General features: G+C 38.2%; 16 protein-coding genes, 2 tRNA genes and 2 pseudogenes. 17 read left to right on the forward strand and 3 right to left on the reverse strand.

Annotated elements, in window-relative coordinates; translation table 11 throughout:
* A pseudogene (locus Q0X59_RS05330) lies at positions 1-83 on the reverse strand (phosphoribosylaminoimidazolesuccinocarboxamide synthase); the annotation flags it as partial.
* Between the two features lie 184 nt (positions 84-267).
* Positions 268-1,593 carry a formate-dependent phosphoribosylglycinamide formyltransferase gene (purT, locus tag Q0X59_RS05335; protein WP_297643708.1) on the reverse strand — a complete coding sequence of 442 codons (1,326 nt, stop codon included), beginning with the start codon at positions 1,591-1,593 and terminating at the stop codon, positions 268-270.
* Positions 1,594-1,721: 128 nt separating this feature from the next.
* On the opposite strand from purT, the gene Q0X59_RS05340 reads away from it, so the two are divergent.
* The 7 genes and pseudogenes from Q0X59_RS05340 (at position 1,722) to Q0X59_RS05370 (ending at position 8,753) form a co-directional block, all read left to right on the forward strand.
* Positions 1,722-1,797, forward strand: a tRNA-His gene (locus Q0X59_RS05340).
* 194 nt (positions 1,798-1,991) lie between these two features.
* Positions 1,992-4,814 (forward strand): DNA translocase FtsK, encoded by a 2,823-nt coding sequence (locus Q0X59_RS05345; RefSeq protein ID WP_297643709.1) that lies wholly within the window; start codon positions 1,992-1,994, stop codon positions 4,812-4,814.
* A gap of 55 nt (positions 4,815-4,869) precedes the next feature.
* Positions 4,870-5,478, forward strand: a pseudogene (gene pgsA / locus Q0X59_RS05350) (CDP-diacylglycerol--glycerol-3-phosphate 3-phosphatidyltransferase); the annotation flags it as partial.
* Between the two features lie 222 nt (positions 5,479-5,700).
* A complete protein-coding gene (locus Q0X59_RS05355; RefSeq protein WP_297643710.1) occupies positions 5,701-6,375 on the forward strand; it encodes a nicotinamide-nucleotide amidohydrolase family protein in 675 nt (224 codons plus the stop codon).
* Entirely contained in the window at positions 6,368-6,601 is a 234-nt protein-coding gene (locus Q0X59_RS05360; RefSeq protein ID WP_075523287.1) for a DUF3046 domain-containing protein, read from the forward strand. Before Q0X59_RS05355 ends, Q0X59_RS05360 begins: the two co-directional genes overlap by 8 nt.
* 267 nt (positions 6,602-6,868) lie before the next feature.
* Positions 6,869-8,113 carry a recombinase RecA gene (gene recA / locus Q0X59_RS05365; protein WP_233186095.1) on the forward strand — a complete coding sequence of 415 codons (1,245 nt, stop codon included), beginning with the start codon at positions 6,869-6,871 and terminating at the stop codon, positions 8,111-8,113.
* 76 nt (positions 8,114-8,189) lie between these two features.
* Complete coding sequence (locus Q0X59_RS05370; protein WP_103042977.1) at positions 8,190-8,753, forward strand: regulatory protein RecX; 564 nt, start codon at positions 8,190-8,192, stop codon at positions 8,751-8,753.
* Between the two features lie 257 nt (positions 8,754-9,010).
* Here Q0X59_RS05370 and thrC read toward each other — a convergent pair whose 3' ends face one another.
* Positions 9,011-10,528, reverse strand: coding sequence for a threonine synthase (gene thrC, locus Q0X59_RS05375; RefSeq protein WP_199172727.1), 1,518 nt, complete (start codon positions 10,526-10,528; stop codon positions 9,011-9,013).
* 209 nt (positions 10,529-10,737) lie between these two features.
* On the opposite strand from thrC, the gene Q0X59_RS05380 reads away from it, so the two are divergent.
* The 10 genes from Q0X59_RS05380 to Q0X59_RS05425 all read left to right on the forward strand — a co-directional run.
* A complete protein-coding gene (locus Q0X59_RS05380) occupies positions 10,738-12,078 on the forward strand; it encodes a glutamate-5-semialdehyde dehydrogenase (RefSeq protein ID WP_075523286.1) in 1,341 nt (446 codons plus the stop codon).
* A 4-nt stretch (positions 12,079-12,082) separates the two neighbouring features.
* Positions 12,083-12,613 carry a phosphoribosylglycinamide synthetase gene (locus Q0X59_RS05385; RefSeq protein ID WP_103042979.1) on the forward strand — a complete coding sequence of 177 codons (531 nt, stop codon included), beginning with the start codon at positions 12,083-12,085 and terminating at the stop codon, positions 12,611-12,613.
* A 73-nt stretch (positions 12,614-12,686) separates the two neighbouring features.
* Positions 12,687-13,454, forward strand: coding sequence for a nicotinate-nucleotide adenylyltransferase (gene nadD / locus Q0X59_RS05390; protein ID WP_199172728.1), 768 nt, complete (start codon positions 12,687-12,689; stop codon positions 13,452-13,454).
* 81 nt (positions 13,455-13,535) lie between these two features.
* On the forward strand, positions 13,536-14,558 hold the full coding sequence (locus Q0X59_RS05395; protein WP_075523238.1) for a ribose-phosphate diphosphokinase: 1,023 nt from the start codon (positions 13,536-13,538) through the stop codon (positions 14,556-14,558).
* A 170-nt stretch (positions 14,559-14,728) separates the two neighbouring features.
* Positions 14,729-14,799: transfer RNA gene (locus Q0X59_RS05400), tRNA-Gln, on the forward strand.
* Positions 14,800-14,916: 117 nt separating this feature from the next.
* On the forward strand, positions 14,917-16,326 hold the full coding sequence (gene glmU, locus Q0X59_RS05405) for a bifunctional UDP-N-acetylglucosamine diphosphorylase/glucosamine-1-phosphate N-acetyltransferase GlmU (RefSeq protein WP_297643711.1): 1,410 nt from the start codon (positions 14,917-14,919) through the stop codon (positions 16,324-16,326).
* 33 nt (positions 16,327-16,359) lie between these two features.
* Positions 16,360-16,773: a ribosome silencing factor gene (gene rsfS, locus Q0X59_RS05410; protein ID WP_075523236.1), complete on the forward strand. Its 414-nt coding sequence runs from the start codon at positions 16,360-16,362 to the stop codon at positions 16,771-16,773.
* Between the two features lie 9 nt (positions 16,774-16,782).
* Entirely contained in the window at positions 16,783-17,604 is an 822-nt protein-coding gene (locus Q0X59_RS05415) for a histidine phosphatase family protein (protein WP_103042984.1), read from the forward strand.
* A 188-nt stretch (positions 17,605-17,792) separates the two neighbouring features.
* Complete coding sequence (locus Q0X59_RS05420) at positions 17,793-18,314, forward strand: LytTR family DNA-binding domain-containing protein (RefSeq protein WP_103042985.1); 522 nt, start codon at positions 17,793-17,795, stop codon at positions 18,312-18,314.
* Positions 18,315-18,417: 103 nt separating this feature from the next.
* Positions 18,418-18,775, forward strand: a 358-nt coding sequence (locus Q0X59_RS05425) for a DUF3021 family protein (RefSeq protein WP_297643712.1), incomplete at its 3' end; no start/stop codon positions are given.

The raw sequence follows: 18,775 nt of genomic DNA on the forward strand, positions 1-18,775 counted from the left end.
TATTCAACCCATAGCACATTGGTGTCATCGGTAGCATACAGTTTTTTGGCTTTGCCTTCATACAACTTGTCAAGTTTTTCCATTGACTCGCCTCTCTTTGTGCATCTATAGTTGCAGGCGCAAACCAACAATATTTGTAGGTTTACCTGACCGTGGCCAGCACGTTTAGACTAACAATTGTCACCTACATTTTTATTACTTAATTATTGGAAATAAACGATTTGTAAATTTGTATATTCCTTTATTTTCAATGTCTTTAACATATGTTTAGGCATTTTGGAGTATAGAAGCGATGCGTGTCGCGTTATGTCGAGCGTAACTTTCAGTTCGACCTGTTGCTAATGCGACTGCCATTCTTCTATGTCCATGAACTTCAGGTTTGTTGAAAATGCGAATATTTAATCGCGTATTTTCGTTTTCTTGTTTTTGTGAATCAAAATTTTCTAGTTGTTCTAAATCTAGAGCGTTGTTAAGGTTGGTAAAGCCAACAGGTCCATCCCCATTTACTACGATTGCGCAACTTGCAGCTACTTCATTTTTGCGAAGAGAAAGTGCAACGTGGCTGCGAGTAATTGGTACACCTAATATAGCTAAAACGTGAAGAGCAAATTCGCTATAATATTGAGAAATCATTGTAACCATGCCTGTGTCATGTGGGCGAGGTGAAAGCTCATTAAATAGTAGAGAACCATCTTTTAGTACAAATAACTCCACTCCATAAACGCCCCAACCTTTTTCGCCTTTTTCTTGAGCTAAATTAGTGAGTCCTTCTACTGCTGTTTTTGCTATTTCTTTCGCTTGAATGCGTATATTTTCTGGAATGTTAGCTGGCTGCCATGATTCTTTATAGTCGCCATTTTCTTGGCACTGTGCTATGGGTTCACAAGTTATGATTCCAGCACAAGAGCTTACTGTTAGTACAGTTAATTCATAATCTAGTGGAGCTAAAGATTCGACTATAACGCGTGAATTATTATTTGATTTAGAAGATGCTGCACGGCGACCATGTTGTGCTTCATTCCAAGCATCAAGTAATGATTCTGGTTTTCTAACTATTGACTGTCCGTGTCCTGAAGAGCTCATGACTGGTTTTACTACGCAAGGGTAACCAATTTGTTTTGCACTTTCGCATAGTTCTTCATAGTTTGATGCAAAACGATACGGGGTAGTTGGTAAATTTAAATCCTCGTGAGCGATTCTACGCAGCTTTTCACGATCCATTGCTATTGATGCAATATTGGAACTTGGAACTACTTGAATATTATCTTTTTTAGCATTAAATAATACTTCTGTTGCTATTGCTTCTACTTCAGGAATAATAATATCTGGTTTTATTTCTTCAATAAGAGCGCTTAATAATGAGCTGTTAGTCATATCTAATACGCGTGCAACATGTGCAACTTGCATTGCTGGAGCATTTTCGTAGCTGTCTGCTGCGCATACTCTTACACCTAATCGCATTAGTTCAATTGCTATTTCTTTTCCTAATTCTCCTGATCCAAGAAGTAATGCAGTTGTGTTATTTTTTTGCGTAATTGAGCCAAAAATGCGATTGGTTGAATCATTTTTTTGTGCGTAATCGTAAGAACTCATACGTCTATTGTGTCATTGAGTATTGAATTTAGATATTTGAATAGCGACTCGCCGAGAAACATCCACTAGCAGAAAATAAAAAAATAGTGTATAGTATCCCTTTGTTGTGTGAATTTTTCACACATATGGTGGCTATAGCTCAGTCGGTAGAGCATCTGATTGTGGTTCAGAAGGTCGCGCGTTCAAGCCGCGTTAGCCACCCCACTTATTTAAACGGCTTTTTAGCCGTTTTTTTTTTATGGTTTTGTGGAATAACCCGGAATAACCCGTTTTTGTGGAATAACCCCGAATTTGCATGTTAATTAACACGCATTACGTTTTAGAGTATTTTGTGGAGTAATCTGAGTAAAATGTAAAAAGGTTGGTGAATAAGGATATTTGCGTTTAAGGAGTAATATATGGCAGACAAAAAGTCGTCATCTGAAGCTTGGTGGAAGTCTACTTTACTTTTTATTCCGCGCCTTATTGGTAAGATTGTGCGCTCGCTTTTTGGTGTAGGTGAATATGATGAAGCATACAGAAGAGATGGGCTTTGTTTTATTATGCTTGCATTTTCAGTGCTGTTTTGTGCATCTGAATGGTTTAGAGTAAAAGGCTTTATTGGTGTTTGGTTACATATTTTAGCTTCTAGCATTTTAGGTGTAATGAGTGTGATTTTGCCTGTATTGCTAGTTGTTGTTGCGATTAGATTGATGAGAAATAGCGGAGTAGGCTCTGGTAATACTCGCGTTATTGGCGGATTCTTTTTGCTATTGTTGTCGATTTGCTCAATTATAGACATATCTTGCGTGCCTAATAATGCTTCTTTTAATATGAGTAATTTGCAAAAAGCTGGAGGATTATTTGGATTTGTTTTAGGTTCGCCTTTTTCATGGGGACTTTCTCGCACTTTTGCGCTAGTTCTGTTTACGCTTATTTTGCTATTTTCGTTATTGTTAATATCTAGATTGCATGTTACTGATATTTCTGCTTTCTTTATGCGTGTAATCAAAAATAATTCGAAAAAGTCTTCTGATAAGTCTTCCGATAAGTCTTCTGAAAAATCGCATAAAGATTCTCGATTAGTTAGTAGTTCCTCCGATTATGCTGATAATACGAGTAATTCAAACGGTGACGCTTTGGAGTTTGCTGAAGGTGTTCCTACTCACGAAATTAGCGATGAACAAGAAGTTAATGAAACTAAGCCTTCATTATTTAAATGGATTAGATCGTTGTTTAATTCAAAGAATAAGAATGATAATAAAGAATTACTTGATAAGTATGCAGGGGATGATGCTTTTGATTCTGCTGCTTTCGTTCATGGTGTATCTAATGAAGAACCTGTTAATCACACTCGAAGAATAGCAAGTAATAATCCGTCTTATGAATCTAGAGTCAATGATGATTCTAGATATGATGATTCTGTCGGAAGCACAGTTCCTGTAGATGTTCCTAGTGATTCTAATCTAAGCGCTTCTTCCAAGATGAGCATTGATGAATTTCCTAAAGCTCCAATGAGTTCTTTGGGATCTATGGCGGGGGCAGCTCCAGTTGCTTCATCGCTAGATCCTTGGAGTGCTATTCCAGAAGAGCAAATGGAAGGATATAGAAAATCTCAAGAGCAGAATGAAAATGGTTATTCTATTGCAAGCCAGAGTAATTCTGCTAATTCTGCTAATTCTGCTAACAATTCTTATAATCACGAAAATTCTGCTAACAATACAAGTGATGCAAATTTGGAAGATAAGCCATATGTTCTTCCGGATATGAATTTATTGGCTCATGGGAAACCTCATGTTGCTCGTACTGTTGCAAATGATAATGTGATTCGTGCTCTGACTTCTACTTTTGAGCAATTTGATGTTGATGCTCACGTTATTGGATTCCTTAGAGGTCCATCTGTTACGCAGTACGAGGTAGAGCTTGGACCGGGTGTAAAAGTTGAAAAAGTCACGAATTTGCAAAAAAATATTGCTTACGCTGTAGCTAGTACTGATGTGCGTATTTTGTCGCCAATTCCAGGAAAATCTGCTATTGGTATTGAAATTCCAAATGTTGATCGCGAAATCGTTCATTTGGGAGATGTTTTGCGCTCTGAGAAAGCAATGCAGGATCCTAATCCTATGCTTACAGGCGTTGGAAAAGACGTTGAAGGTCATTTTGTAACGGCTGCTCTAGATAAAATGCCGCATTTGCTTGTAGCTGGTGCAACTGGCTCTGGTAAGTCGAGTTTTATTAACTCAATGCTTACGTCAATTATTATGAGAGCTACTCCTGAGCAAGTTCGTATGATTATGGTTGATCCTAAGCGCGTGGAGCTTTCTGCGTACGCTGGCATTCCACATTTGCTTACACCTATTATCACTGATCCTAAGAAGGCAGCTCAAGCTCTTGAGTGGGTTGTTAAAGAGATGGATGCTCGCTACGACGACTTGCAATTCTTCGGTTTCCGTCATGTAAAGGATTTCAATAAGGCTGTTCGCGAAGGAAAGGTTCATGCTCCAGCTGGCTCTGAGCGAAAAGTTGCTCCATACCCGTATTTGCTTGTTGTTGTGGACGAGATGGCTGATTTAATGATGGTTGCTAAGAATGATGTTGAAAGTTCTATTCAACGTATTACTCAGCTTGCTCGAGCTGCAGGTGTGCATTTAGTTCTTGCTACTCAGCGACCTTCAGTGGATGTTGTAACTGGCTTAATTAAAGCAAATATTCCTTCTCGTTTGGCTTTTGCTACTTCGTCTGCAACAGATTCCAGAGTTATTCTCGATACAGTTGGAGCAGAAACTCTTATTGGTCAGGGAGATGCTTTATTCCTTCCAATGGGAGCTGCTAAACCTCAACGCGTGCAAGGTTCATGGGTGAGTGAATCTGAGATTCGTAAAGCTGTAGAGTATGTTCGCACTCAGCGCAAGCCTAAGTATCGTGAAGATATTGAGCAAATGGCTCAAAAGGCAGATGCTCAAGCTCAAAATAAGCTTAAAACAAGCGATATTGGCGATGATATGGATGAGTTGTTGCAGGCTGCAGAGCTTGTTGTTGGATCGCAATTTGGCTCAACTTCAATGCTTCAGCGAAAGCTACGTGTTGGATTTGCTAAAGCAGGTCGTTTGATGGATTTGCTGGAATCTCGTGGTGTAGTTGGTCCTTCTGAAGGTTCTAAAGCTCGTGAAGTTTTGGTTCAGCCGGAAGACTTGCAAAAAGTTTTGGCTTTTATTCGCGGGGAATCTGATTCTATCGATTAGTATAGGTTTTGCGTTTGCTATACCATATTTGTATAGCTGTTAGGGAGGTACATAAATGAGAAAAAGCGTTAAGTTTTCTTTGTTTGATGGTTGGAATTATGCGCCTAATATAGTTACATATGTTCGCATTGTGCTTGCGATTGTATTTATTGGTTTATATCTTGCTTCTGGTGCATATGGTGTTCATTCTGTTGGTGCGCGTTGGGGAGCATTTGTTATTTTTGCATTAGCTGCATCAACAGATAAATTAGATGGCTATTTGGCTCGTAAATATAATCAAGTTACTGAGTTAGGTAAATTATTAGATCCTATTGCTGATAAGCTTTTAATATTATCTGCTTTAATTATTGGTGCAATATTTTCTGAAATACCATGGATTGTCACATTGCTGTTTGTTGTTCGTGAAATTGGTATAACTGTTTTGCGTTTTTATGTTATTAAAAGAGGTGGTAAGGTAATTGCTGCTTCCTCTCTTGGCAAATATAAGACTGTTGCTCAATCTTTAGGTCTTGCGCTTATTCTTCTTCCTGTTGTAAATACTATTGTTAATTTAAGAAAAATATCTGCGTTTGGTATAGCATATCTTGCGCTTGCTGATGCTTTGATTTATATTGCATTGCTTTTAGCTCTATGCTCTGGTTATACATACACTAAAGGTGCTTTTGCTGCGCTTAGTGCTTTAAAAGATGGGGATCGCGGAGTTGTTGATGTTGAATCTACTTTAGTTTCTGAAACTTCTGAAGATGATTTGAATTCTGTGGATTCTGAAGAATCTTTTACGAGTAAATCTGGTAAATCCTCTAAATCTGGTAGTGATAATTTAGAAACTGAAGAATTTTGATTTTGATTTAGAACCTGATTTTGATTTTAATGGAAGATGATTGAAATGCACAGTGACGCATCTGTTGTTATTGAATATTGTGCGCAAAATCGTTTGCATGTTGCTGCATCTGAATCTTTGACTGGTGGTTTGCTTGCTAATGCTTTTGTTAGTGTTCCTGGTGCTTCACAAGTGTTTTTAGGCTCTGCTGTAACGTATGATATTCACGCGAAAGCAAAGATTCTTGGAGTAGATGCTGATTTTCTTAAATCGCATGGTGCTGTGAATGCTTCAGTTGCAAAACTTATGGCTATTGGAACTGCGAGATTATATAGCGGCTCTGGTTGGGATTATAAAAATAAAAGCTGTGAGAAAGATTTACAAGATTCCAATTTTCCTGTAATAGGACTTTCTACTACTGGTGTTGCAGGTCCTGGTCCGGATTATGATGGCAAGCCTGCAGGCTTGGCTTATATTGGTATTTTTTTGCCTAAATCAGTTATGCTTTCTGTATTTTTAGATAGTGAATCGTTGAATAATTCTTTTAATAAAAAAATATTGCATATTAAAAGTATTGAAAACTATTCGAATTTGGATGTGTGTGAATCTGATTCCGGAACGTTTATTTCTTGCGAATTGCAAAATAGTGGTAGTCGTGAAGAAGTTCGTAATAGTGTTGTTCAAAAGTTGATTAAATTGTTGTATTTATTGCTATGTAAGGATTGTGAAAGCGTTGCGTGAACGTGAATTTTGGGAACTTCTTGAAGAAGTTTTTGGCAGTAGCCTTGGGCGTAGCATAGCTAAGGATCAATGTTTGCAAAAACTTGATGGTATGAATGTTTGCCAAGCTTTGCAAGCAGGTATTGAGCCGAGGGTTGTTTGGAACGTTTTATGTGATCATATGGGAATTCCAGATAATAAAAGATGGGGTAAAGATCATAATGCTCCGCCTATGCCTGCTGCATAATTTTTCAAGAGGCTTGAATATTTTAGCGCAACACGCGAAATCGAACAAATGTTCGTAAAGTGTTATATAATACTTTTGTCGGGCTGGTTGCAGCGTGGAAGGCTATGTAAATGTCTTATTGCGTGTGCGTAGTTTATATAAATAAATTGAGCTACGTAAATGCAATGTTACGGACTTCTGACCACATTGCTCTCAAACGCTTGCACAGATGTCATGTGCAGGTTAATCTCATCGATACAGACCGCACATGTGAAAGGAGTAGCAAACATGGTGCAACAAGCAAAATCGAAAACTGCTGCTGGTAGATTGATTGATGCAGATCGCACAGATCCTCGCCGTCAAGCAGCTTTGGAAACTGCTTTAGCGAATGTAGAAAAGCAATACGGAAAAGGTTCTGCTATGCGATTGGGAGATAAACCAATGCAAGATGTGGAAGTTATTCCAACAGGATCTTTGGCGTTAGATATGGCACTTGGCATTGGCGGCGTTCCTCGCGGACGTGTTGTTGAAGTTTATGGTCCAGAATCCTCTGGTAAAACAACTTTGGCATTGCATATTGTTGCTAACGCTCAAAAAAATGGTGGTGTCGCTGCTTTTATTGATGCTGAGCATGCATTAGATCCTGTATATGCGAGAAAGCTTGGAGTAGATACTGATTCGCTTATAGTTTCTCAGCCAGATAATGGCGAACAAGCATTAGAAATTGCTGATATGTTAATACGTTCTGGTGCTTTAGATGTTATTGTTATTGATTCAGTTGCAGCTCTTGTTCCTAAGGCTGAAATTGAAGGTGATATGGGAGATAGCCATGTTGGTTTGCAAGCTCGTTTAATGAGTCAAGCTTTGCGGAAGATGACTGGCGCTTTAGCTCAAGCAGGAACTACTGCAATTTTTATTAACCAGCTTCGTGAAAAAATTGGTGTTTTCTTTGGTAATCCTGAAACAACTACTGGTGGTAAAGCTTTGAAGTTCTACGCTTCAGTGCGTATGGATATTCGCAGAGTTACTACTATTAAAAACGGCGAGGAGGCTGTTGGTAATCGTACTAAAGTAAAGATTGTAAAGAATAAGATGGCTCCTCCTTTCAAATCAGCCGAATTTGATGTACTTTACGGTGAAGGAATTTCCACTGAAGGATCCGTAATTGATATGGCTGTACAATGCGGAGTTATTAAGAAATCTGGATCTTGGTTTACTTATGAAGGTGATCAATTAGGTCAGGGTAGAGAGAATGTTCGTAAGTTCTTGAAAGATAATCCTGCTATTACTGAAGAAATAAGTGATAAAGTTAAAGCTGCTTTTGGACTTATGCGCCCAGAAGATCAATTTGCTGAAAATGATGATGATTTACTAGATAATACATCTGATAAGTCTTCCTCACTTGCTTCTGATAGTGAAAAGTCTTCTAAAACTTCTTCTAAGTCATCTAAGTCTTCTAAAACTTCGAATTCTGAATCTACAGAAGAATCAGATTCGTATTTAGAATCAGGTGAAAACTCTACTGAAGAATAATCTGCCTTTTTGGGTGGTAGTGTAACGCAGTATTCATGAATAGGTGATTGTATAAAGCAATATTGGTAGCGTAAAAATGATTAGTGTTGAAAATTTTCTTCGCAGCCATAAACCTGTTAATTCTTCTTCATACAATAAGAAGTCTATAAAACAGGTTGATACTAGTAAAGCGAATGATTTTGACAGTTGTAAGGAAGCTGCTTTGCGCATATTAGATTATGCTGCAAGATCTTCTTATGATTTGAAAAATAGACTTCTAATAAAAGGTTATGAAGAAAATACTGTTGACACAGTAGTAAATCGCTTAGAAGAATTGCATTTAATAGATGACAAGCGATATATACAAACTTTCATACAATCATGCGCATCTAGAATGCTAGGTGAGCGAGCTACCAGAGTTGAATTACAAAGAAAAGGTATTCCTTTAACTGTTTCATCGCCATTATTACAAGAAGCTAGAGAAAATGGAGTTTTTGAAGAAGCTGCTTGGCAATTAGGTAGGAAAGTTGCTTCAAGAACTAGGAATCTTGACTTATTAGTGCGAAAAAGACGATTCTTTTCAGCTGGAGCTAGAAAAGGGCATGATTTAAGCGTAATAAAAGAGATATACGAAGAGCTTTTTACGAACAATGAAGAGTAACTAGATATGTTAATTGATAAGCTAATTGTATAGAGCTTTAAGCAGTAAGTCTAATTGTAAGGCTAATTAAAGGTCTGCTTAAAAGTCTAATTGTAAGGCTAATTAAAGGTCTGCTTAAAAGTCTAATTGTAAGGCTTTTAATTGTAGAGATTTAGTTGCTAATTTTAGAGATTTAGATGTTAATTGTTAGAGAGGTTAATTTTACATAATTAGCCTCTCTAACCTTAAAATGTTTATTTTATTTGATGCTTAACTTTTTATTTAGTAAAATCATGCGCTTGTTTTTGAACATAGTTAGTCATTTCAGTGATATCAATAACATCGTTAAATCTTGGAGTTTGATTTTCAAGATTCCTAAGCATGCTTGGAGCTTTAGTTCCTGTAGCAATACTTAGGGCATCCATGCATTTGAAATCATCCATATCTTGTACATGATCGATATTCAAAGCACTAGCAACAACTCGAGGGAACTTATAAGGACTTGCAGTACTCAATAGAACGCGTGGCACGTTAGAATCATGAGGGATATTTTGCATAACAAAATATCCGCATGCTGTATGTGGATCAATCACATAATTGTATTTATTCCAGCAATCAGATATTGCTTCTCTTATTTGATTTTCATTAGCCCAGCCACATCCAAATAATTTTCGTATATTTTTAAGTACGTCTTCAGGTATTTCAAATGCTCCCCATTGTTGTAAGTCATTCATAAGCATTTGTATTAAACGCGTATCTTTATTGCACATATAATACAGCATTCTTTCCAAATTAGATGAAACTAAAATATCCATAGAAGGAGCAACAGTGTGATGGAATTCACGCTGACGGTTATATGTGCCACTTAATAAGAAATCAAATAATACGTTGTTGCTATTGCTTGCAACAATAAGATGTTTAATCGGAAGACCAAGCATTTTTGCATAGTATCCAGCAAGAATATTGCCGAAATTTCCAGTTGGTACGCAAAATTCTATTTCGTCGCCAATTTTTATCTTTTCGTTTTCAATTAGCTGTTTGTAGGATGCAAAATAATAAACAACCTGTGGTACTAGGCGTCCAATATTTATAGAATTTGCAGATGAAAGCGATACATTATTTTCAGAATTTAATTCCATCTTAAGCTTATTATTAGTGAAAATCTTTTTAACTCCTGTTTGAGTATCGTCAAAGTTTCCTTTAACTGCACAAACTTTCACATTTTTTCCGAGTTGAGTAGTCATTTGCAATTCTTGTACACGGCTGACTTTTTCATATGGGTAAAACGTGATTATAGAAGTTCCTTTTACGTCAGCGAATCCTTCTAATGCAGCTTTGCCAGTGTCGCCAGATGTAGCAGTTAGAATCATAGTGTTTTCATCGCTTTTAGCATTTTTAGCGTGCATCATAAGTTGTGGCAAGATTTGCAATGCAATATCTTTGAAAGCGCATGTAGGTCCGTGGAAAAGTTCTAAAACAAAATCGTTAGTCTCTCCAAGCTGCTTAATTGGAGTAATAGAATCATTAGACCATTGACTTCCATAAGCTTTATTTACGCAATCTTCAAGTTCTTTTGAAGAAAAATCTGGAAGTAGAATAGTTAAAATATCTTTGGCGATTTCTTGATATGATTTTTTTGTAAGCTCACAAATGTCGTAGTGTTGCTTGCCTAAGGAATCTGTAATAAATAATCCTCCATCCTCGGCAATTCCTTTACATATAGCTTGCTTTGATGTACATGACTTAGCTGTTGAGCGTGTGCTGTGGAAAATTGCATTATTTTCAGATTCCATGATTCCTCCGAGTTTGAAACGCTTATAGCTTATAATCATGCATTTTTAATATGATTTTATATAGTACTAGATGCGCTAGGCTAGTGTGTTTATGATAATCTCATATTTATAATAATTGCTAAGTTTGTAACAAAAATGAATTCAATAATTTTTTAAGGGGTGAATCTTTGTTGGTTGGTGAAGAGTCTATTAGTGTTAATCGTTTCAGCAGTATGCCTTCAGATAATGGGGAAGAGTTGCATGCAAGTAATGGGGAAGAGTTGCGTGCTGATAATCTAGTAAATAATCGTGCTATTGACGCTAGAAAAGCTCAAAGAGATTTTTCTCATGTAAATACTTGTTCTAAAAATAAATTGTTAGTAAAAATTGCTGAACGCTTAGAATCTTCTGCAAAATATATTGCAAAAGCAAATGCAATAGATATGAGTGAAGCTAAGAATAATGGTATGGACGCTGGCAAACTAGATAGGTTGCTTTTTGACGAGGAACGTATTAAAAAAGCGGTTCAAGGTGTGTTTAAGATTGCGCAATTGCAAGATCCTGTTGGTGAAATCGTTCAAGGATATACGTTACCTAATGGGATCCGTCTTTCTAAAGTACGTGTTCCTATAGGAGTAATGGGCGTAATTTATGAAGCTCGACCTAATGTGACTCTTGATGTTATAGCTTTATGTATTAAATCTGGTAATGCTGTCTTATTGCGTGGTGGAAGTGCTGCACAGCATACTAACAGCGCTAGTATTTCTGTGATTCAATCTGTTATAAAAGAATCAAATTACAATGCAAATATAGTTCAATCAGTTGATGATTTAGGTAGGCTAGGTGCTAAAGCAATGATGCATGCACATGGTTATATTGATGTTTTAGTGCCAAGAGGTGGTTCAAATCTTATTTCTGCAGTTGTTAAAGAGTCGACTGTTCCAGTTATTGAAACTGGTGCTGGAAATGTTCACATTTATGTAGATAAAAGTGCAGATTTTGAAAAAGCTATACCAATTATTATAAATTCAAAAACACAGCGTGTTGGTGTGTGCAATGCCGCAGAAAAATTACTTGTACATAAAGATATAGCGAAAGATTTCTTGCCTAAAATTGCATCTTCTTTAGCTGAATATCACGTAGTATTACACGCTGACAATGAATCTTATAATATTCTGAAATCTTCTAATATTTCTGACTTGAACATTGAACATGCTACTTGTGAAGATTGGAATCGCGAATATTTGTCTTTAGATATGGGAGTAAAGATAGTAGAAGATGATATTGATGCGACTTGTCATATTGCAAAATATTCAACTGGTCATACTGAAACAGTTATTGCAGAAGATTATGAAACTATTCAACGTTTTATCTCTAATGTCGATTCAGCAGTAGTTATGGTAAATGCTTCTACGCGTTTTACAGATGGCTCAGAGTTTGGTTTTGGTGCAGAGCTTGGTATTTCTACGCAAAAATTGCACGCACGCGGTCCAATGGGATTGCGTGAAATGACAACAACTAAGTGGATTGGGTATGGAGATGGTCAAATAAGGTCATTAGGCGAGGTATTGTAAGAATATGGTTGATGAAAAAGCAAAGGATTCTCATTTAACTCCTTTAGAATCTTTAGACGTTGCTGCGCAACGTTTGTCAATAGTTCGTTATGTTTTTCTAGTGCAAATTGAAGATGGTATTTCATCAGCTTCTGCTCGTTCGTCGTTGGAATATGCTGATGCTGTTCTTATGGGATGGCCTGAAGGTGATGATAATGACGTTATTATGCCTCCAGATGATTCATCAATGCAAGAAGTTTATACAACTATGCGTTTAATGGAAGATAATATTGCTTCATTTAGTGAGTTTGAGCGCTCTGGTGACATTGACAGAATGTCTGATACGTTAGTAGAAATAACTAATAACGTTGCTAAGATTCGCGGTATATTCCAGCCTAATTTCCCTCTTCCTACTTTCGCTGAAATACAGCGTGTTGTTACAGATGAATGGAATGAAGAAATGGGCAACATCGATCCTGATAGTGCAAATGATGCTTCAGAAGTTAAAAATGAAACTCGATTGGAAGAGAAAGAAGACGAATCGCATGAGTCATGATTCCTCTTCTTCTACGAGTCCTAATTATTTTTTAGATACTAGTTGTAATTCAACTCGTGAAGATTGCCGGCGAATGTCGGATTTATTTCAAGGGGATTTAAACAAAGCTATAGCTGCACCACCTACTGTTGCAACAGCTAATTCTATGCGTAAATCAACTAGGGGTAATGTTCACGCGCGTCAGCGTATTGGAATTATGGGTGGAACATTCGATCCTATTCACAATGGGCATTTGGTTGCAGCGTCTGAAGTTGCTTGGGTTTATGATTTAGACGAAGTTATTTTCGTTCCTACAGGTAGGCCTGTTTTTAAGCTTGATAAAAAAGTTACAAATGCTGAAGATCGTTATCTTATGACAGTAATTGCAACTGCTTCAAATCCTAAATTCACTGTTTCTAGAGTAGATATTGACAGACCTGGTGTTACTTACACTATTGACACTTTAAAAGATATTCATTCTCAACATCCAGATGCAGAATTGTTCTTTATTACAGGTGCTGATGCTATTGCAGAAATTATGCAATGGAAAGATGCTCGTGAGATGTGGAATTTAGCGCGATTTGTTGCTGTAACTCGTCCTGGATATTCTAGACCTGAAAAATTAGCTTCTTCTCATTCTCCTTTAGTTCCTCGTGCTGCAAATATGAATATTTCGTCTATTGACGATATAGCAAATAGTGATTCAAAACATCTTCCTGTTGATATTTTGGAAATACCTGCCTTGGCTATATCTTCAACTGATGTTCGTAGACGCGCGCAAAATTCTGAACCAGTATGGTATTTAGTTCCAGATGGAGTAGTGCAATATATTGTTAAGCACGGTTTATATGTGAAAAGTTAGGCGTTTATTGGCTTGTCGCTTTCGTCTTCGCAAATGGCTAGTATTAAGTAAGTTCAACTCAGCGAACTAGCGTTTGGAGATATGGTGAGCATAATCCTTGAAGGAAAGCCAGATAAAAACCTTGTTCTTGTTACCGGTCGTGCCCATCCGAAACTTGCTCGTGATGTGGCATCTCAGCTTGGTATCGAAGTGTTGGAAACTACGGCATATGATTTCGCTAATGGTGAAATGTATGTTAGATACACGCAGTCTGTGCGTGGTACTGATGTATTCGTTTTACAAAGCCATTGTGATCCTGTTAATAAATCTATTATGGAACAGTTGATTATGATTGATGCTTTGAAGCGTGCTTCAGCTAGATCTATAACTGCCGTTTGCCCATTGCTAGGGTATTCTCGTCAAGATAAAAAGCATCGTGGGCGTGAGCCTATTTCTTGCCGTTTGATGTTTGATTTATTGAAAACAGCTGGTGCTGATCGTATTATGAGTGTTGATTTGCACGCTGCTCAATCTCAAGGCTTTTTTGATGGTCCTGTTGATCATTTGATTGCAATGCCTGTTCTAGTTGATTACGTGCGAGATCGTTTCCGCGATGATTTAGATAATGTTACTGTAGTTTCTCCGGATGCTGGTCGTATTAGAGTTGCTGAACAGTGGGCACAGCGTTTAGGTGGCGGTCCATTAGCTTTTGTGCACAAAACTCGAGATATCACTTGCCCTAATAAAGCTGTTGCGAATAGGGTTGTGGGCGATGTTAGAGGACGCGATTGTGTTATGGTTGATGATTTGATCGATACAGCTGGAACAATTGCTGGTGCTTGCAACGTGTTGAAGGATGCTGGAGCTAAGTCTGTGACTGTAGTTGCAACTCATGGCGTGCTTTCTGGTCCTGCTATAGAGCGTTTGAAATCTTGTGGAGCTCGTGAGGTAGTTTTGACTGACACTGTTCCAATTCCAGAATGCAAGCGTTGGGATGGTTTGACTGTTCTTTCTATTGCTCCACTTTTAGCTAGTGCAATTAAAGCAGTGTTTGAAGATGGATCTGTTGCAAAGTTATTCGATACTTATCCTGAACATCACGGTCAAGGTTTCTTGTTTGCGTAAAAATTAAGTTAGATTAGTGTTTTATTTTATAAAGTATTCGAAAGTGCTTTTAGATTACTGTAATGCACTGGAAAATATATAAAAATAAATACTAGAAGGTGACGCGCCACGCCAATTTGACGTTTTATGATATTGTGGCATAATTGAGTTTTGGCGGTTTTTTCCGCCGTTCCCTCATGGTGTAAAGGCAGCACACGGGTCTTTGGAACCCTTAGTCTTGGTTCGAATCCAGGTGAGGGAGCTTGTTTTAAGCGCTACTTGGTTTTCCAGGCGGCGCTTTTATTCTTTTATAGATATCATGCGATAATTCGTAATAGAATGAAAGAAAAGTAAAAATGACTTTAAGCAAGGAGCATGGGTGGAAGATTATAAAGTAGCTGCTGCGATTATATTAGCTGCAGGTGATGGAACGCGCATGCGTTCAGATACTCCTAAAGTATTACATTCTTTTGCTGGTAAAACTTTCTTAAATCGCGTAATGGATGCTATGTCTGGAGTAAATCCTGCTCAGCTCGCAGTAGTAGTCCATGCTCAAGCTGAGCGTGTTTCTGCAGCTGCTTTGAGTTATAACGCTAATGCGAGAATAGTGAATCAAGACGATAAGCCAGGAACTGGTAGAGCAGTGCAATGTGCTATGAAAGATCTTAACGAAGCTAAGAAGAACAGTGGAAACGGAGATTTGCAAGGCGCTGTTTTAATTGCTGCAAGCGATATGCCGCTTCTTGATACTCAAACACTACAGTCGTTGATTGATTTCCATAAAAACCATGGCAATGTTGCTACTGTTCTTACAGCAGTTTTAGATGATGCAACTGGTTATGGCCGTATTGTTCGCGAAGCTAATGGAGATGTTTTGCGTATTGTTGAGCACAAGGATGCTAATGCAAACGAATTAGCTATACATGAAGTTAATACTTCAGTATATGTCTTCGATGCACAAGTTCTTTCTGATGCAATAGCTAATTTGAATTCTCAAAATGCGCAAGGAGAATTTTATTTGACTGATGCATTAGAGCACGCTCGCACTCTTGGTCGTGTTGGAGCTATGGCTGCTCCAGATCCTTTAAGTGTTGAAGGTGTTAATACTCGCGTTCAGTTGTCTGTTCTTTCAAAAGCTTATAACAAGAGAGTATGCGAGAAGTGGATGCTTAAAGGTGTGACTATTTTAGATCCAGATACTACTTGGATTGAAGATGATGTTGTGCTTTCTAAAGATGTAACAGTTCTTCCTGGAAGTTTTTTGCAAGGTCATAGTGTTGTTGCAAGTGGTGCTGTAGTTGGACCTTATACTACTCTTATTGACGCTAGAGTTGATGAAGATGCTACAGTTGAGCGCTCGCGTGTGCAAGAATCGCATATTTGCCGCGGTGTTAATATTGGCCCATGGACGTACTTGCGTCCAGGAAATGTTCTTGGCGAAGAATCTAAAGCTGGCGCGTTTGTTGAGATGAAGAAAGCTCATATTGGGAATGGTACGAAAGTTCCACATTTGAGCTATATGGGTGATGCTGATTTAGGTGAGCACACGAATATTGGCGGTGGCACGATTACAGCAAATTACGATGGTGTACATAAAAACCATACGACTATTGGCTCTAATGTGCATGTTGGAGCGGGAAATCTGTTTGTTGCTCCTGTTTCTGTTGCAGACGGTGTTACAACAGGTGCAGGATCTGTTGTGCGTCACGATGTTCCAGCGGATTCAATGGTGTATTCTGAGAATACTCAGCATGTTGTAGAAGGTTGGAAGCCTGCATGGGAGCGCTAGTTAAGTGAGCGATAGTTAAGGAGAAAAATAACTATGACAGCTTTAGAAAGTTCTGTAAATGCTATCCGTATTGCTGCTGAAGCAGCTGATAGGTTAAAAGCTACTAATTGCCAAGCTTTTGACGTTAGCAATTTGCTTGGAATTACAGATGCTATGCTTGTTGTTTCAGCTTCAAATGAGCGTCAAGTATTGTCTGTTGCTGAAGAAGTCGAAAAAGACTTGTACTTAAAAGATAACAAGCGTAAACCAATATCTCGAGAAGGCTTGGAGTTAGCGCAATGGATTTTGCTTGATTTTGGTGATTTTGTAGTTCATATTATGCATGAGGAAGCTCGTCAATTTTATCGCTTAGAGCGTTTATGGAATGATTGCCCTGCTATAGATTTGCAACTTAAAGACCATAGTGAAGATGATGCGTATGGCGATAATCAAGAGTCTGAAAGGTAGTGCCAAGTAATGGTGGATTTTGTTGAAAGCGCTGCTAAAGCTTGTCATAATACGAACTTAAACAGTTCCCATGAAGGACTTGCGCGTTCTGTTATGCTTATTCGCCATGGTCAAACGCCTTATAATGCTCAATTTCGTCTTCAAGGAATGATTGATATTGCTTTAGATGATTCAGGAATAGATCAAGTGACTCGTTCTGGTAAAGCTTTGCGAGTGCTTTTTGGAGCTTCCGATTTAGAAGATCCAAAGAATCCAAATAGCGAAGAGTGCGTGCGTATTACTCCAGAAGAAGCAGATGCAAGTTTTGTTGCTATTGTTTCTCCTCTTATTCGCGCGCAGCAAACAGCTCACGCTTTTGCAGATAAGATTGGGCTTAATGTGCACGTTGAAAATGGCGTGCGCGAGCGCTTCTTTGGCGAGTGGGAAGGACTTAACCGCCAGCAGATTAGCGAAAAATGGCCGGAAGATTTTAACGCTTGGGTAAAAGGCGAAGGCGGAGAGCTTAAGCACGGTGCAGAAACTAAGCAAGAGGTTGGCGAGCGCGCAGCTGCAACTGTTGAACAATGGGCGCGCAAAACCGGATCGGATCGAGATTTACTAGTGTTTTCGCACGGCTCTTGCCTTTCGCAAACTGTTCATAAGTTACTTGGATTAGATAAAGTAGATCCTTCTTATAAGACGATTGGTGGAATGGGAAACGGCCGCTGGGCGCGTTTAATTCCAAGTCTTAACGCGGATGGTTCAATTCATTGGCGTTTGGATGCTTACGATCAAGGTCCTGCAGCAGATCCTACAAGCCAACGTCTTATACGCATTTGGGGTGCAGCTTAAGTGTCATAATATCTTCTTTTTTGCCACTTATATTCCAAAAGCTACCGTTTAGCGATTTTGTAAAGACAGACTATTTACAGTGCCGTATAGTCAAAATTACAAAACAAAAGCTAGTAAACGCTAAGAAAAGTTAGCAAAAGCTAGTAAACGCTAACGGTAGCAACGGTAGTATACGGAAGGGAGGCTTGATGAAAGTAACGATTGCTATTGTGCCGCCAGAAGAAGAGCAGCACGCTCAATTGTCAGTTCACAATATTGACGACAATCTTAAACGCATCATAGCTCAGTTGCAAAGCGTTGATTCTAAAAATGCAAAAGCAAGCAGCGCTGATAATAGTACTGTGAACACTGAAAATAATACTGCGAATGCGGCAAATAGCAACAGTAATTCATTTATATATGGTTATATTAACGATTCTATTATTGTTATGCACGAGCCAGATGTGATTATGATTTGCGTTGAAAATTCGCGCGTAATCATCCACAGTGATAAAGGCGAGTGCGTGTCTTACAAGCGCCTAATGGATTTCGACAATCCGCAATTCGCGTCTTTTGTGCGCATATCTAAATCCGCAATCGTGAACTTGAATCGCATTGTTCGAGTCGATCCAGGATTCGGTGGAAGCATGAGCGTAAAAATGGACGATGGAAGCGTTGAGTGGATTAGTCGCAGATGCTTGAGCTCATTCAAAAAGCGCTTAGGGATGTAATTATAAACGTAATAACGAATGTAGTCAAATATAAAACTATCAAAAATTTTAATACTGATTTTTTAATACTGATTTTTTAATACTTAAAAAGGAAGCGATTATTATGGAAAAGCAAGTTGCAACAATAGGAAAAACAATTGTAAAAAACATTGTTAAAGGCATTAGCATAGGATGCATTATTTTTACAGTAATGTCTTTTATTTCAAGCCTATTAGCTCATAGCGCGGTTGGAAACAGAATTGCGTCTTATGCTGTTGCATCGTTTGTTATAGGCATAGGCTATGGAGTATTTGCTATTTTTTGGTCGAATGATCGCATGTCAAATGTTGCAAAGTTCGTTTTTGCGCTAGTTCCACCAATTGCTATTCAATTTATTGTGTCTGTGATTGTTGGGTGGATTTCATTTAAAGATGAGCCAGCTGTGATTTGCGGATGGATTGCGTTCACTGTTATTTTCCCGA

This window comes from uncultured Gardnerella sp. (assembly GCF_947280595.1).
Lineage (GTDB): Bacteria > Actinomycetota > Actinomycetes > Actinomycetales > Bifidobacteriaceae > Bifidobacterium > Bifidobacterium vaginale_A.

Bases quoted from the DNA above. Each gene is read 5' to 3' on its own strand.
- purT (WP_297643708.1), bottom strand. From the start codon at position 1,593: ATGAGTTCTTACGATTACGCACAAAAAAATGATTCAACCAATCGCATT.
- Q0X59_RS05345 (WP_297643709.1), top strand. From the start codon at position 1,992: ATGGCAGACAAAAAGTCGTCATCTGAAGCTTGGTGGAAGTCTACTTTA.
- Q0X59_RS05355 (WP_297643710.1), top strand. From the start codon at position 5,701: ATGCACAGTGACGCATCTGTTGTTATTGAATATTGTGCGCAAAATCGT.
- recA (WP_233186095.1), top strand. From the start codon at position 6,869: ATGGTGCAACAAGCAAAATCGAAAACTGCTGCTGGTAGATTGATTGAT.
- Q0X59_RS05370 (WP_103042977.1), top strand. From the start codon at position 8,190: ATGATTAGTGTTGAAAATTTTCTTCGCAGCCATAAACCTGTTAATTCT.
- Q0X59_RS05380 (WP_075523286.1), top strand. From the start codon at position 10,738: ATGCCTTCAGATAATGGGGAAGAGTTGCATGCAAGTAATGGGGAAGAG.
- Q0X59_RS05385 (WP_103042979.1), top strand. From the start codon at position 12,083: ATGGTTGATGAAAAAGCAAAGGATTCTCATTTAACTCCTTTAGAATCT.
- nadD (WP_199172728.1), top strand. From the start codon at position 12,687: ATGTCGGATTTATTTCAAGGGGATTTAAACAAAGCTATAGCTGCACCA.
- Q0X59_RS05395 (WP_075523238.1), top strand. From the start codon at position 13,536: ATGGTGAGCATAATCCTTGAAGGAAAGCCAGATAAAAACCTTGTTCTT.
- rsfS (WP_075523236.1), top strand. From the start codon at position 16,360: ATGACAGCTTTAGAAAGTTCTGTAAATGCTATCCGTATTGCTGCTGAA.
- Q0X59_RS05415 (WP_103042984.1), top strand. From the start codon at position 16,783: ATGGTGGATTTTGTTGAAAGCGCTGCTAAAGCTTGTCATAATACGAAC.
- Q0X59_RS05420 (WP_103042985.1), top strand. From the start codon at position 17,793: ATGAAAGTAACGATTGCTATTGTGCCGCCAGAAGAAGAGCAGCACGCT.